Source organism: Flavobacterium erciyesense, assembly GCF_018069925.1.
Taxonomy (GTDB): Bacteria; Bacteroidota; Bacteroidia; order Flavobacteriales; family Flavobacteriaceae; genus Flavobacterium; species Flavobacterium erciyesense.
The window spans coordinates 51,954-66,912 of the sequence record NZ_JAGPXB010000008.1; the positions used below are offsets into that span (position 1 = coordinate 51,954).

Below are 14,959 nucleotides of genomic sequence, written 5' to 3' on the forward strand. Positions count from 1 at the left end.
TATGAAAAGAGTAATAGTTGACTACGCAAAACTTACCAATGAAATTTTAAACCTTTTGGTGGATAAATTTCCAGATGGTTATGATGATTCAAACATTATTAGTTTTAGAAACGCTAAAAACGAATTGGTAGAAGCAGTAGAAGTGCGTACTGAAGATACTATCTATTTAGTAAAAGTGAGTACAAAACTTGCAGACAGAATCGAAAATTACGACGAAGATGACGAAATGATGATTGATGATGTAGTAGAACCAATCAAAGGATTAGATCTTGATGACGATATTGATGATGATGACGAAGACGAAGTCATTGACAAGCCAGATACTGACGGCGAGGATGATGACGATGATATCGACACAAAAGATTACGCTGACGAAGAAGATGATGAAGACGAAGACTAATTAGGTCTCGATTTTTATAAAATTGTATTAAAGGAACTCTTATTTGGAGTTCCTTTTTTTTATCTAAAGTGTGCTCACAAATTCACAAATGACCCATCCCCTTTTACACACGACTCTTAAAGAAAATTTTGGTTTTGACAAATTCAGACCGCACCAAGCTGAAATCATTAGTGATGTGCTCGCAGGGCTTGATACACTTGCAATAATGGCAACAGGTGGAGGGAAATCAATTTGCTTTCAATTACCTGCCCTTTTATTACCCGGAATTACAATTATATTATCGCCTTTGATCGCTTTAATGAAAGATCAAGTTGACAGCTTAAAGGCAAACGGTATTGCTGCTTGCTATCTAAATAGTAGTCAAACAGATGAAGAACGAGCAATTTTAATAGATAAAATTCAAGCGCAAACTATTAAATTAGTTTACGTTGCGCCAGAGAGTTTAACTATCCTAGATCCTTTATTCAGCTCCTTAAATGTAAGTCTTATTGCAATTGATGAAGCGCATTGCATTTCGTCATGGGGACATGATTTTAGACCTGCCTACACTAATTTGGGCTATCTCAAAAATAGATTACCAAGCGTTCCTATTCTCGCATTAACTGCAACAGCAGACAAAGCAACCCGCAGGGATATTGCCAAACAACTCAATCTCAAACAACCTAAAATATATATTTCTTCTTTTGATCGTAAAAATTTAAGTCTTGAGGTGCGACCTGCTTTAGATCGGGTAAAACAAATTATTGAATTTATAAAAGACAAACCTAACGCGTCTGGAATTATTTATTGCTTAAGTCGTAAAACAACTGAAGAGCTAGCCGAAAAATTACAACAACTTGGCATTGCTGCAAAAGCTTACCATGCAGGCTTAGATGCTGATGTGCGCTCTCAAACCCAAGATGAATTTATCAACGATGAATGCCAAATTGTGTGCGCCACGATAGCTTTTGGAATGGGAATTGACAAATCGAATGTGCGTTGGGTTATTCATTATAATTTGCCCAAAAATATTGAGGGCTATTATCAAGAAATCGGACGCGCAGGTCGCGACGGACTTCCATCAGAAACTATTTTGTTCGAAAGCTATGGTGATTTAATACAACTGCAAAAATTTGCATCCCAAGGATTGAATGCCGAATTGCAGTTGGCTAAATTGGATCGGATGAAACAATATGCTGATGCTTTGAGTTGTAGGCGAAAGATTTTATTATCCTACTTTGGTGAATTAGTTACCTCCAATTGTGGCAACTGCGATATTTGTAAAAATCCACCCTCGTTTTTTGATGGAACTATAATTGCTCAAAAAGCACTTTCAGCTATAAAAAGACTAAAAGAAAGTGAACCGCTACCGGTAATCATTGATTTTTTACGAGGTTCTAAAAACGCTTATATTTTTGAAAAAGAATATCAAAATTTAAAGACTTACGGTGTAGGCACGTCTATTTCGTGGTACGATTGGAATCAGTACCTAATTCAATTGATCAACTTAGGCTATTGTGAAATCGCTTTTCATCAACAAAACAAAATAAGACTCACTAGTTTAGCTACTAAGGTTTTATTTGAGAACGAAAAAGTTCAACTAACCGCTGTTCAAAGACCAAAAACTGAATCAGCTCCCGCGGTTAGCAAGAAAAGTAAAGCAAGCAAAGTAAATGGACTTTTTGAAGCCTTGCGAAACCTACGTTATCAGATTGCAAAAGAGGAAGAAGTTCCTGCTTATGTTATTTTTAGTGATGCAGCTTTACGCCAAATGGAAACTGAAAGACCAATGAGCGAAAACGAATTACTCGCTATTGATGGTGTGGGACGAACGAAACTCGAAAAATATGGAACTGCCTTTATTGAAGTTATTATCGCGCATCACAAAGAAAAAACCGTTCGCAAAAAGAAAGAAGCAACAACTTATAAAGAAACACTTAAACTCTATCAAGAAGGATTAAGCATAGGCGAAATTGCTGCTAAACGAAAAATTGGCGAAAGTACCGTTTTTTCGCACTTGGCAAAATTGTTTACCGATGGTGAAGAAATTGATTTAGAATCGTTTGTTTCAGAAAATGATATCCTTAAAGTAGCCGAAGCCAAAGAGCAATTAAAAGCTCCGCAAGCCTTAAAACCTTATTTTGATTATTTAGAAGAACAAATTGATTATGGTAAAATTAGACTCGCCTTAGCCATACTTGAGAAAGAAAATGCCGAAATTTAAAATGATACATTCTTTTTCACCGATAGTAAACTCGACAACCAAACTGTTGATTCTTGGTTCGATACCAGGCAATATTTCTTTGCAACAGCAGGAATATTACGGAAATGCACGCAATCAGTTCTGGAAAATCATGCAAGAAACCCTTGGTCATAGTGACATACTGCCTGATTATCAAAGTAAAATTCAATTACTACAGCACCATCATATCGGCCTTTGGGATGTTGTAGCTGCCTGTGAGCGTGAAGGAAGTCTCGATTTGAATATCAAAAATCCTGTGATAAATGATTTTAATTCTTTTTTAAAACAACATCCAACTATTAACACAATTGTTTTTAATGGTAAAGCTAGTTTTTCATTGTTTTTTAAAAAATTCGGACAAATAAAAGGCATCACCTATTATGTGATGCCTTCTACAAGTCCTGCAAATACCATGTCGTTTGATAATAAACTTACAATTTGGTCGACAGGTTTTTAAAATATTATAAATACCTTTCTTCGAAAACTTTTTGATGGTGTTTTTGATGACCAATCATAATAAAACCGATTGCTCTAACTGATATTGCTGCATTGGATGCTATTCCGATTCTTTGAAATTGATCCGAACTTAAGCTTTTAAAAAACAATAAATTGGAATGACGAACAGCAGATAATTCTGTAAGTAATTCTTGAATACTTCTTTTGTTAGCCTCAGTATTGTCAACGTAGGCATTTTCATCAAAACCCGGTAAAGGCGTTTGATCGTTTCTAGAAATTCGTAAGGCTCTGTAGGCAAAAATGCGTTCCGTATCAATTACATGCTGAATAATTTCCTTGATATCCCATTTCCCTTCAGCATACCTGTAGTCAAACTTATCCATCGGAATGTTTTGCACAAATTTAATAAAGGCATGTAATGAAATTTCTAATTCTTCAATAAGATCTACCTCTCCTAAGGCTTGTATATATGGAGCATAAAAAGCTGCATATTCATTAACGGGTAACTGAGTTGATTTCATATTTGTATTTGTTTTAAGCCGAGTTTCTACTTGCATTAGTGTTTCCGAACAGCGAACGAGTCACAATTTTTTCATAGATCTTGATTAAAGCCTCGTCTGGGTTTTCTCCTTTATTCAATTCATTTATTCGCAACAAAGCATATTGTTGTATTGTTAACAAAGGCAATACAATACGCTCTCTTATTTGAATAGAAGCTTTACCATCAGGATAATTCTCCATTAATTCAGTATGACCTGCAATTTTCAATAACAAACGTTTGGTTTCTAAAAATTCGTCGTAAATAATTTGCCAAAAATCACCAAACTTAGGATCCTTACGCATGTAGGCTGTTAAAGGAAAAAATGATTTTGCTAACGACATCATACTATTTTCCAACAAGGTTTTAAAGAACAAAGAATGATTGTACAAGTCTTGAACTTTATCCCACTCTCCTATAGTTTCAAAATGTTTTAAGGCCGTTCCTACTCCAAAAAAACCAGGAACATTTTGCTTCAATTGACTCCATGAACCAACAAAAGGAATGGCTCTTAAATCAGCAAAATCCAATTGCTCCGACTTACTTCTTTTTGATGGTCGGCTACCAATATTGGTTTTTGCATAATATTTCAGCGTACTCATTTGTTCGAGGTAAGGTATAAATTGCGGATGATTTTTAAAATTTAAATATTTATCATACCCCAAGTTAGCTAACTGATCTAAAATTTCTTGCTCAGTAGCTGATAATGCATTGCTTCCTTTACCAAAAACTTGATTGGTTACACCCGCACTCAATAAATTTTCCAAATTATAACGGCAAGAATCTAGAGTTCCAAAATTGGAGCTTATCGTTTGTCCTTGAACAGTTACTTGAATTTCATTATTTTCAATATTAGGCCCTAATGAAGCGTAAAATTTATGCGTTTTTCCACCACCACGTGCTGGAGGTCCACCTCGCCCATCAAAGAAAATAACTTTAATACCATATTTTCGAGACATTTCAGTCAAGGCTTCTTTAGCTTTGTAAATACTCCAGTTCGCCATCAAATAACCACCATCTTTTGTTCCGTCAGAGAAACCTAACATGATGGTTTGCTTGTTGTTTCTGCTTAGCAAATGCGCAGCGTAAGTCTCATTGGTATATAGTTTCTCCATAATTTCGTGCGCACTTTGCAAATCGTCAACCGATTCAAACAAAGGCACAATATCAACAGTAGGATTTTGCCAACCGCTTAAGCGAAATAAAGCATAGGTTTCCATCACATTTAACGCACTTTCATTATTACTGATAATGTATCTGTTGGCACCAAATTCGCCATTATTTTCTTGAATAGTTTTGATGGCTTGTACCGACTCGAGTGTAAGTCGTGTTATTTCATTCTCGAATACTGTAGGATCGATACTCCCTTTTACTTTTGAAAGCACTTCAAACTTTTCAGCTTCGGTTAATTCAAAATAATTTTTAGGAAAAACATTGGTATTTGAATTAGAAAATAAACTCACGACTTCTTTAAAAACAGCGTCGTGAATTTTACTATTCTGACGAATATCTAAAGTAGCAAAATGAAATCCGAACAAATTAACTTTAACAAGTAAGGCTTCTAATTCATCTAAATACAAGGATTGGTGCTTCTCAATCACAATTTGCTTAATTTTATTAAGTTGCGATTTGAATTCCTCCAAAGTGATAAAAATTTCACCTTTCGAATAAAAAACAGAGCGATATAATTTTTGCTCCAGCTCTGTAACCAAAACATCAACACCGTTAAAGGTAAGTTTTCGTTTTAAGTTTCGAATTTCAATGTAATAACACTTTAAAATTGAAGTACGCAAGCGATCGGCTACTTTCAGGGTGATTTCAGTTGTTACAAAAGGGTTTCCATCACGATCACCACCAGGCCAAAAACCAAGTTTTATCAATGGATTCTTGATTGAAGTAGCATTAAAAATATTTTTTTGAATGTACTGCACCATTTCGCCCGAAGTGTGGTAAAATACATTTTCGAGGTACCAAATTAAACTTACAGCTTCGTCAAAAGGATTTGGTTTTTCTTGCTGAATAAAAGGAGTTTTACCCAACTGAGCCAATAATTGCTTGATATCAAGTAAATTATTATTCCTTATCGCCTCAGTTAAATCATTGATGATTCCCAATACTGCACCGGGATAAAACTGCGTTGGATGTGCTGTTAAAACCGTTCGAACATTAAAATTTTCTAAAAAATCGATAACCTCTTCCTCCTTCGCAGTGGCATCTGTTTTTTCTTTAATATCACGCAAAGATCCAATTCCTTCCATATTGTTTACAACAGGAAAAGCAGCATCTTCAATGGCATCAAATAATACTATCTGCCTTTCGATGTATTGAATAAAACGGAACATAATGTCAATCTTTTCAGACTCAGATGCGTTCTGTAAATATTTATCAGCAAAAAAATCGAAGATTTCTTTAGGAGTTTCTTGTTTTTTAAAACCCGTATCGCAAACTTCTGTAAACAGAGGAAGTAATGCTCCCGTATTATCAATAGAGTGAAAAGGTAAAGTTATAAATACACTATTGTAAATATGGTATTTTGATAGAACGTCTTGATTAAAGCGTTCAATTTTAGGTAAAGTATACATAGTTGGTGTTGTGTAGTTGGTTTAGTAAATAGTTGTTATAAAAAAACCCCAAGAACGAACTTGAGGTTATATTTCATATAAGCGTTCAAGATCAATTACATATTTTTGAAAATAGTATGCATTAAACGCTTTTTATCATTGATGCTTTCTTCAAGAGAAATCATAGTTTCAGTTCTATAAACACCATCGATATCATCAATCATAAAAATTACATCTTTAGCATGCTTAGTATCTTTTGCTCTAATTTTGCAAAAAATATTAAACTTACCAGTTGTTACAGAAGCTACAGTCACGAAAGGTATTTCGTTAATGCGCTCCAAAACAAATTTAGTTTGAGAAGTGTTGTTTAAGAATACACCAACGTAAGCAATAAAAGAGTAGCCTAATTTATCATAATCTAAAACCAATGACGATCCCATGATGATTCCAGCATCTTCCATTTTTTTAACCCGTACATGCACCGTCCCCGCAGAAATTAATAATTTTTTTGCAATATCCGTAAATGGAACTCTAGTATTATCTATCAACATATCCAGAATCTGGTGATCTACTTCATCTAAACGAAATTTACTCATAACTTTATTATTAACATTATTAATTGCTTCAACAAAGTATAAAATTATACATAAAAACAATAAAATGAGAAAAATATTAAATATTTATCATTCCATTAACAATTTTTATGTCGTTATCTAAATAAAAATCAGCTTTTTTATTTAATTCAGGAATAGAGTTGCTATCATCTTGGTATAAAGCTCCTTTAGCATCGTACTCTATGTGACCAAAATTATGCTCTAAATCCCCTATTTGTGAGAAAAAAGCATTAAAACAAATTTTATTGTCGACTAATTCTTCTTTGTATTGTAATGCAAAATTGGTGATTATTTCGATACCATCATAATTTATTTTGATGTTTTTATACATAAAATCATAAAAAACGACTTTATTTTGAGAAATATTCAAATATTTCTCGATTCCATTGCTAACTATAACGTTTTCGCTAAGTGCTTTAAATCCAGAAATCAAGGCTATGAAAACATATTTTCGAGTTTCCTCTCGCTCGTAATCACCTTGAAAATGCCCCGCTTCAAATAGCACAGTTGGCACGCCCATGGACTGAAAAGTATCTCCAATACAATTGATATTAAACGAATCATCAAAGCGACCAATTTGTCCCGGCAAATAAACTTGTAACTCCTCGTTAATAGCCGCAATTAAATCAATCGCTTTTCTACGACAGTCATTAATGTCACGATTTTCATTAAAGGAAGGAGCTAAAAAAGACATTGTAGCAGATTTTCCTGTATCACCAACACCGAAAATGGTTCGCTGATCATGTAAATTAAAACAAAAGTCAGGCTGAAAACTTTCAAAAGTAGCCCGTAGTAATTTGCTTTCTGGCTGCGTTAAATTTTGAGAGTCTCGGTTTAAATCTACTTTATTCGCATTTTCTCGAGTATACAAATTAGCTCCATCAGGATTAAGCATGGGAATAGCATAAAATGTAAATGCTTCTAAAAATTGTTTCGCTAATGAATCATCACTGTGCAAAAAATTTATAAAATCAAAGAGCGCTTTCGTAGTTGTACTTTCGTTTCCATGCATTTGCGACCATAAAAAGATTTTGGTTTTACCAATTCCAATTTGATAGGAGTAAATGGGTTTTCCTTGCACAGATTCACCAATAACCTGCAATTGATTATCAGTGTTTAATTGAACTAAAATAGGCTCAATCATTGACAAGGGAAGATACCTGCCGGATATACGTTCTTCTTTATTTTGATAGAATAACTCTTGTAAATTCATAGTCTACTATTTAATTTACAAAAGTAAACATCTTATTATTTACAAATGTAAATCGTTGTTTTTTATTAAATTTCAATTTTGTAAACAAATTAAGCTACTACCAAGAACAATTGATTTATCAACATATTCATAATTATTACATATTTAAAAAATACGTTTTAAATTACATAATAACAGTGTTTTAATAACAATTATATAAAGCAATAGTTTTAATATAATGAGTGTATGACACTAAATACAGACTTAAAATTGGATTATTTGCTTTAATTAATTACATTTGTAAATAAAGTAATTTATAAATTAATTCACAATGGTAAACATAGAAGATTTTATAAAAAGACTAGAGCTACTACTGGATTATTACAGTTTAAATGCTTCTTCGTTTGCGGATAAAATAGGTGTACAACGCTCTAGTTTGTCGCATTTGCTTTCAGGCAGAAACAAGCCAAGTTTAGACTTTATTTTAAAAATTCTAGAGGTTTATCCTGAGGTAGATTTATATTGGATTTTAAACGGCAAAGGTACTTTTCCGGCTTCTGACAAAAAACAAATATCCTCTACTCTAAATGAAGATGTTGCAAAAAAAATAGAAGAAACTACATTATTCACCACTGATTTATTCGCAAGTGATAAAGAAGTGATTACTCCTAAATCTGAAATAAAAGATACGACGTCAAATACAAGCATAGCTACCGATCCAGAAGTTCAGATCGATAAAATAGTTGTTTTTTATACCGATGGTTCCTTTAAAAGTTACCATCCTAAACTATAATCAATTAAAAAAATTGACTTACAGCATTGTTTAACGGGTTGCAAAAATTGAGCTCACACCTGCCTCTGCCCTTACCAACAATGGCGCACTGTCTCCAGATTGACTTGGAAAACGAAAGTACATTACTTGCCCTCCATTTTTTAAATTTTCTGCAATAAAAATTTGCTGAGATTGTTTGTCATAAGCCACGTCAACTGGATTTCCTAACTGCGAATTAGGTCCATAAACGCGTAGTTGTTTGTCCATTTTAAGCGTACCGCCATTTGCGGTAAGTGCAAAAAGATTCGAAAAAGAAGGAAGTACAACAAAACCGCCATCTGATGCTGAAGTTGCACTTGCAATGTCTGTTACAACCATAACGTCATCTGATGCGGAATACGTAATGCCGTGAATTCGATTGATGCCTTCAATACTAATTCGTTTTGTTGGCGTTATTGCTCCGCTATTTGCATTCAATAGGTTTTCAAATTGCACGACATCACCCGTTAAATCAACCACAGCATATAAATCGGTACCGTCTAAATGAATTCCCCAAAGTTTAAATGTTGTACTAAAAGTTTTTAGCAAAGTAAATCCTGTACTCGACTTTTGATAAACAAATAACTTATTGGTTAGGTTATTAGAAGCTGATTGATCTTGTGCAACCACGACAATATCATTTAAAACCGCCGTTTCTCTGGCATTTGTAAAATCAGTTCCTGAACTACTCGAAATTAGTGTAAGATTATCAAGTCCTGCATCACTTGTTGTGCGTAGCCTAGCATAAGCTTCGAGTCGGTTATTAGAACGTGATGCTAAAACAACAGCATCAGAAATCGGATCATAAGAAATACCATCCGCATCAGCTGAAACAATAGTAAATGACCCAACTTTAGGAGTGGCTGCTAATAGATTCGTATAACTTATTTTACCAGAAGTATTACTTGATGTTAATAAATACAAGTTTCTTTCTGTCATTGAATTATCATTAGTACAAGATAATAAAAAAGTACAACTTAATCCAAGTGCGAGTAAACCTTTATAATTCTTCATTCTAGTAAGTTATTTAATTTTTAAAATCAAAATGATATCCATTTTCAGGTATTTTTCCTTCAACTCCTTTATAATGTTCTTTTAATATTGACAAGTCATTTTCAAAATTTCCGGTTGGTTGTAATGGCGCTCCCAAGTGAACTTGTTTTCTACCAAAATCAAAAGAGACAGGAATAATAGGCACATTTGCTTGCAGAGCAATATAATAAAATCCTGTTTTGAGTTCTGTTACTTTGTGGCGTGTGCCTTCTGCTGCCACAGCCAAGCGAAAGGTTTCCTTCTTTTCAAAAATAGCGGCGATTGATTCTACTTTATTCAAACCTCCAGAACGATCCAGTGGCTCACCTCCCATATATCTGAAATAATATCCAAACGGAAAACGAAACAATTCCTTTTTGCCTACCCAATTCATTTCTAATTGCGTAATACCTCTGGTAAAAATTCCTAAATAAAAATCGTGCGCGCTCGTATGAGGCAATACCATCATGACACATTTTTTAACCGAAGCGTCAATGCCTCCCACAATTTTCCAACCCATAAGTTTGAAAAAGATAAACTCGTACAACCGTTTTTTCATTATTTCGAAATTTGGTGTAAAATAAATAATTTAAATCTTATTTTTGAGTAAAACAGACCGTAATGATTAAAAAAATATTGAGCTACTTGACTCCTATCACCATTTTTCAAACTAAATCTGACTTAAGTAAGTCAATCGAAGTAACTTGGAATAATGGTGAATTGGTCCTCGATTCTAAAAACGCGAATTACTCGTACGGAAGTTTACAACGTATTTTACGTCACGGATTAAAAGAAATTGGTTTTAATCGCATTCAACCCATGCAAGACATATTGGTTCTTGGCGTAGCAGGCGGCAGCGTTATTAAAACCTTAGTTGATGAAATAGGATTTAAAGGAAAGATCACGGGTGTTGAACTTGATGCTGAAATGGCTCGCATTGCCAACGCCTACTTTCAATTAGATCAAATTAAAAACGTTTCCCTAATAGTTGATGATGCGTTTGAATTTGTTTTAAAAACCAAACAAAAATACGATCTCATCATCATCGATGTGTTTCAAGATACACACATGCCGAATTTTTTATTTGAGTCCTTTTTTAGCAACAGAATTTGTTACTTATTGCGGAATAATGGTTTTGCGTTGTTCAATACCATGATTTTAAACGAAATACAAAACCAGCGCAATAAGGATTTTATCGCTGGGTTCAATGCTGCCTCTTGTAAAATTCGCTCACTCCCGCGACTTGAAACTCACAACGAATTAATTATCATCTCAAAATTAGAAAGTTAAACTTATTGAGCAATCATTTTTCGTGCTTTTTCGAGATCTTCTGCCGTATCAATTCCAATTCCTACGTGTGTGGTCTCGACCATTTTGATTCTTTTGCCAAACTCCAGATAGCGCAATTGCTCTAGTTTTTCGGATGCTTCCAAAGATTGCATTGGTAAGCTGTAAAAATCTAATAATGCTTGTTTTCTGAAAGCATAAATACCGATGTGCTGCATGTATCGAACACCTACGTTTTGCTCTCGTGGATACGGAATTACAGAACGTGAGAAATACAAAGCAAATCCATTTTGATCCACCACCACTTTTACATTATTCGGATTATAGATATCTTCTTGATGAGTAATTTCGCGCATTAACGACGCTAAATCAACTTTTTTATCCAAATCGTTTCTAAAAACTTCAATGACTTTTGCAAGAGGTTCGGCATCAATAAAGGGTTCATCACCTTGCACATTAATCACAATATCAACATCCAGATTTTCAACTGCTTCAGCTATTCGATCACTGCCAGATTCGTGTTCTTTGACACTCATAATCGCTTTTCCATCGTTAGAAATAATTTCGTCATAAATCAAATCAGAATCTGTCACCACAAAGACATCGTCAAACAGTTGCGTGTTTATGGCTGCCTCGTAAGTTCTTAAAATTACGGTTTTCCCTCCAAGATCTTGCATTAATTTTGCTGGAAATCGTGTAGAGGCGTATCGTGCTGGAATGACTGCTATTATTTTCATGTGGCTAAAAAAGTTTTGGTTCAAAAATACATCATTGCAACTAAGGATGAAATTATTTTAATGCCATTTTAAAATTCGTTTTAAATGGCTTATTTTTTCAATGTTACATTATTTTTACCGAAGTCATACTCAGCGAACCTCCCAATAATTTATCATTGAACAAACCGAGTTCTTCTTGTTTTCCTTTTAAACCCAAAGTATAAATCAAAGGTAAATAATGTTCTAGTGTTGGTATCGCTAATTGTAATGCATGGCTTTGTTTTTCAAAATCAATAAGCGGTTTGAAATTTCCATCTAGCAAAAAAGCATTGATCGTTTCTCGAGCTTCAATTGCCCAATCATAGCCGTAATTATCTTTATCTAAATTCGGGAAATCGACTAATCTCAAATTATGAATAATGTTTCCACTACCAACAATTAAGATACCTTTGGTACGTAAAGCACTTAATTTTTGTGCCAAATCAAAATGGTACTGCGCAGGTTTTGTATAATCAATACTTAACTGAATTACAGGAACATTGGCATTGGGATATAAATGTTTAATTACACTCCAAGCACCGTGGTCCAATCCCCAATGTTCATCGAGTTCAACCGCTATCGGCGTCAATAATTGTTTAGTTTCTACTGCTAATTCAGGACTACCTTTTGCAGGATATTGCACGTCAAACAACGCTTGCGGAAAACCTCCAAAATCGTGAATGGTTCTTGGCATTTCCATTGCTGTAACCTTAGTCCCGTGGGTAAACCAATGCGCCGAAATACACAAAATAGCGTTGGGTTGTGGCAGTGTTTTGGCTAAATTCCGAAAACCTGTTACAAACTGATTTTCTTCAATGGCATTCATTGGACTTCCATGACCAAGAAACAAAACGGGCATTTTTTCGGTATTTGAAAAAGAGCCTGAAATTTTATGTAAATCGTTTAATGAATCCATAACGAAACTATTTTAAAAAATTGAACCATATAAGTCATTTAAGGTCATTTAAGTTTTCTTTAATTTTCCTTACATGACTTATATGGTAACATGATTTACTCCACAAAACTATCATCCTTGAAACCTATTAAATACAATTTGTTTTTGGCACGTGTCATAGCGGTATACAACCAACGAATATAATCCCTATCAACACCATCAGGTAGATACGGTTGCTCAATAAAAACGGTGTTCCACTGCCCTCCTTGCGATTTATGACAGGTAATGGCGTAGGAGAATTTCACCTGCAAGGCATTAAAATATTCATTTGCTTTTACTTTTTGGAATTTTTTGAATTTGGTTTCGCCTTCGTAATCTTTCAAAACTTCTTGATAAAGTCGGTTTGATTCTTCATACGTAAGTGAAGGAGATTCGCTTTTAATCGTATCCAAAAGCAAAACAGTTTCAAAAGGTTTTTGATCGGGATAATCTACCATTCTGATTTTTACTTTGGCAAATTTGAAGCTGTACAACTCTTTGATGCTAAAAATTTCTAGCACTTCAATAATATCACCATTGGCGATAAAACCTGCTTGATCAGAATCCTTTAACCAAAAATAATTATTCTTAACCACCATTAAAAAATCTCCTGTGGAAAGCTCGCTTTCTTTGTCCAGAATTTTGGTGCGAATTTGTTCGTTGTATTGATTAGCTCTTTTATTAGAGCGAACTATAAATGCAGTGTCTTCAATGCTGTAATTACTGTAGGCAGAATTAATAGCATCTTGAATATCATAGCCGTCTGTCAAGCGCACAATGTCTTTGAATTTTTTGAGATCAAATTTAAAATCTGTGATAAATGATTCTTTGAGCACTTCACGTAATTCTGTAGCGTTGAACAAAATTCCCGAATTTTCCTCTTGACGCATCACTTCGTCTAGTTCAATATGTTCAATTTCCTTATCGTAATTCATTCCAAGCGTCCGAATATCAAGTGCTGGACTGATATCTAAATTCACCGGAGGCAACTGAGCTGTATCTCCCAATAAAATCATTTTGCAATTCGCACCGGAATAAACATAGGAAATCAAATCATCTAACAAGGAACCGTTTTCATACAGTTTAGAATCTGAATTCGTATCAGAAATCATCGAAGCTTCATCGACGATGAAAATGGTGTTTTTGTGTTTGTTAGGTTGTAAAGTAAAAGATACTCCGCCACCAGAAGATTTTTTAGGGAAATAGATTTTTTTGTGAATCGTAAAAGCGGGCTTGTTAGAGTAATTAGCAATTACTTTGGCGGCTCGACCTGTTGGTGCCAGCAGCACATACTTTTTATTTATGTCAAGCAAGCTGTTAACGATGGTCGAAATAACTGTTGTTTTCCCTGTACCTGCGTAACCCTTGAGTACAAAAATGGTTCTGTTCTCTGCTTCAGTCAAGAAGATGGCTATTTTTTGAAAAAAAATATCTTGTTTGTAAGTGGGCTGAAAAGGAAATTGTTTTTGTAAAAAACTGTAAAACAGGGAGGAATTCATAACAATAATTTTGGCAAAAATGAATTCCAAAGGTAGGCAATATCCAGCATTGCAACTGCCGTATTTTGGTATAAATTAGAACTGCAAAACAAATAGAAATTCTCTTTTTTGTTAAAAGTGATTCCTATTTGTTTTGCTAGTAACTGGATTTTTAAAATAATCTGTGAATACGGTGAATAGGAATCATTACACCTTGTTTTAAGATAATATTTTTATCAGTTACGGCCCAAACGGTCGTATCTACAACTTTTTTAGACTCTACGTCTTCAAAAAATATTTTAATTTTTGAATGCTCAAGATTTCCAAGAGCTAAGGCGCGGTTAATTTCGCTCAATCGTTCTTTAATTTCTTGATCGTCTTCTAGTACTTCGATTGCTGGAAATTTCAATTCGGCAATCGCTTCTTTATCGATGGTGGTAAAATCGTGTGTCATGGTATTTGTAATTTAATTAATTGTATTTATGTTCCATTTCGAAGTCTACAGACTCTCTTCCTTGCTACAAGATAAGAAAGAATTTTATAAACTTAATACAAGAATACTGCCAAATTTTTATTAATTTTTTGTGTCTTTTTAAGAAACAAATTCAAGTCACTGGAAAACAATGCATTTGGAACTTAGTTTCGAATTATAAAATAGTCTAGCGTGAAGGATGGAAGCG

At 34.1% G+C, this 14,959-nt stretch carries 15 protein-coding genes; 5 read left to right on the forward strand and 10 right to left on the reverse strand.

Annotated features, from left to right (window positions below; all coding sequences use genetic code 11):
• Position 1 precedes the first annotated feature (1 nt).
• From KBJ98_RS09845 to KBJ98_RS09855, 3 genes are all read left to right on the forward strand, one after another.
• A complete protein-coding gene (locus tag KBJ98_RS09845; RefSeq protein ID WP_210790164.1) occupies positions 2 to 400 on the forward strand; it encodes a DNA primase in 399 nt (132 codons plus the stop codon).
• An 88-nt stretch (positions 401 to 488) separates the two neighbouring features.
• The gene (gene recQ / locus KBJ98_RS09850) at positions 489 to 2,603 is read left to right on the forward strand and encodes a DNA helicase RecQ (protein WP_210790167.1); all 2,115 of its coding nucleotides are present in this window, start codon (positions 489 to 491) and stop codon (positions 2,601 to 2,603) included.
• A 1-nt stretch (position 2,604) separates the two neighbouring features.
• The gene (locus KBJ98_RS09855; RefSeq protein WP_210790171.1) at positions 2,605 to 3,078 is read left to right on the forward strand and encodes a DNA-deoxyinosine glycosylase; all 474 of its coding nucleotides are present in this window, start codon (positions 2,605 to 2,607) and stop codon (positions 3,076 to 3,078) included.
• Between the two features lie 4 nt (positions 3,079 to 3,082).
• Here KBJ98_RS09855 and KBJ98_RS09860 read toward each other — a convergent pair whose 3' ends face one another.
• From KBJ98_RS09860 to KBJ98_RS09875, 4 genes are all read right to left on the reverse strand, one after another.
• Positions 3,083 to 3,598: a DinB family protein gene (locus KBJ98_RS09860; RefSeq protein ID WP_210790174.1), complete on the reverse strand. Its 516-nt coding sequence runs from the start codon at positions 3,596 to 3,598 to the stop codon at positions 3,083 to 3,085.
• 13 nt (positions 3,599 to 3,611) lie between these two features.
• The gene (locus KBJ98_RS09865; RefSeq protein ID WP_210790179.1) at positions 3,612 to 6,197 is read right to left on the reverse strand and encodes a phosphoenolpyruvate carboxylase; all 2,586 of its coding nucleotides are present in this window, start codon (positions 6,195 to 6,197) and stop codon (positions 3,612 to 3,614) included.
• Positions 6,198 to 6,292: 95 nt separating this feature from the next.
• Positions 6,293 to 6,772: an Lrp/AsnC family transcriptional regulator gene (locus KBJ98_RS09870; protein ID WP_072943262.1), complete on the reverse strand. Its 480-nt coding sequence runs from the start codon at positions 6,770 to 6,772 to the stop codon at positions 6,293 to 6,295.
• A 76-nt stretch (positions 6,773 to 6,848) separates the two neighbouring features.
• A complete protein-coding gene (locus tag KBJ98_RS09875; RefSeq protein WP_210790182.1) occupies positions 6,849 to 8,003 on the reverse strand; it encodes a M14 family metallopeptidase in 1,155 nt (384 codons plus the stop codon).
• Positions 8,004 to 8,313: 310 nt separating this feature from the next.
• Between KBJ98_RS09875 and KBJ98_RS09880 the strand changes: the two genes are divergently transcribed.
• Positions 8,314 to 8,775 carry a helix-turn-helix domain-containing protein gene (locus tag KBJ98_RS09880; protein WP_210790184.1) on the forward strand — a complete coding sequence of 154 codons (462 nt, stop codon included), beginning with the start codon at positions 8,314 to 8,316 and terminating at the stop codon, positions 8,773 to 8,775.
• Positions 8,776 to 8,805: 30 nt separating this feature from the next.
• Here the strand turns inward: KBJ98_RS09880 and KBJ98_RS09885 are convergent, their stop codons facing one another.
• Positions 8,806 to 9,807, reverse strand: a complete 1,002-nt coding sequence (locus KBJ98_RS09885) for a hypothetical protein (protein ID WP_210790187.1) — start codon at positions 9,805 to 9,807, stop codon at positions 8,806 to 8,808.
• Between the two features lie 13 nt (positions 9,808 to 9,820).
• Positions 9,821 to 10,384 carry a 1-acyl-sn-glycerol-3-phosphate acyltransferase gene (locus tag KBJ98_RS09890; RefSeq protein ID WP_210790189.1) on the reverse strand — a complete coding sequence of 188 codons (564 nt, stop codon included), beginning with the start codon at positions 10,382 to 10,384 and terminating at the stop codon, positions 9,821 to 9,823.
• A 62-nt stretch (positions 10,385 to 10,446) separates the two neighbouring features.
• On the opposite strand from KBJ98_RS09890, the gene KBJ98_RS09895 reads away from it, so the two are divergent.
• Complete coding sequence (locus tag KBJ98_RS09895; protein ID WP_210790191.1) at positions 10,447 to 11,115, forward strand: spermidine synthase; 669 nt, start codon at positions 10,447 to 10,449, stop codon at positions 11,113 to 11,115.
• A gap of 2 nt (positions 11,116 to 11,117) precedes the next feature.
• Here the strand turns inward: KBJ98_RS09895 and kdsB are convergent, their stop codons facing one another.
• From kdsB to KBJ98_RS09915, 4 genes are all read right to left on the reverse strand, one after another.
• Entirely contained in the window at positions 11,118 to 11,849 is a 732-nt protein-coding gene (kdsB, locus tag KBJ98_RS09900) for a 3-deoxy-manno-octulosonate cytidylyltransferase (RefSeq protein ID WP_210790193.1), read from the reverse strand.
• Positions 11,850 to 11,952: 103 nt separating this feature from the next.
• Complete coding sequence (gene ygiD, locus KBJ98_RS09905) at positions 11,953 to 12,783, reverse strand: 4,5-DOPA-extradiol-dioxygenase (protein WP_210790195.1); 831 nt, start codon at positions 12,781 to 12,783, stop codon at positions 11,953 to 11,955.
• A gap of 95 nt (positions 12,784 to 12,878) precedes the next feature.
• Positions 12,879 to 14,300, reverse strand: coding sequence for an ATP-dependent DNA helicase (locus KBJ98_RS09910; protein WP_210790197.1), 1,422 nt, complete (start codon positions 14,298 to 14,300; stop codon positions 12,879 to 12,881).
• A 151-nt stretch (positions 14,301 to 14,451) separates the two neighbouring features.
• Positions 14,452 to 14,733 carry a hypothetical protein gene (locus KBJ98_RS09915; protein ID WP_210790200.1) on the reverse strand — a complete coding sequence of 94 codons (282 nt, stop codon included), beginning with the start codon at positions 14,731 to 14,733 and terminating at the stop codon, positions 14,452 to 14,454.
• Positions 14,734 to 14,959 lie beyond the last annotated feature (226 nt).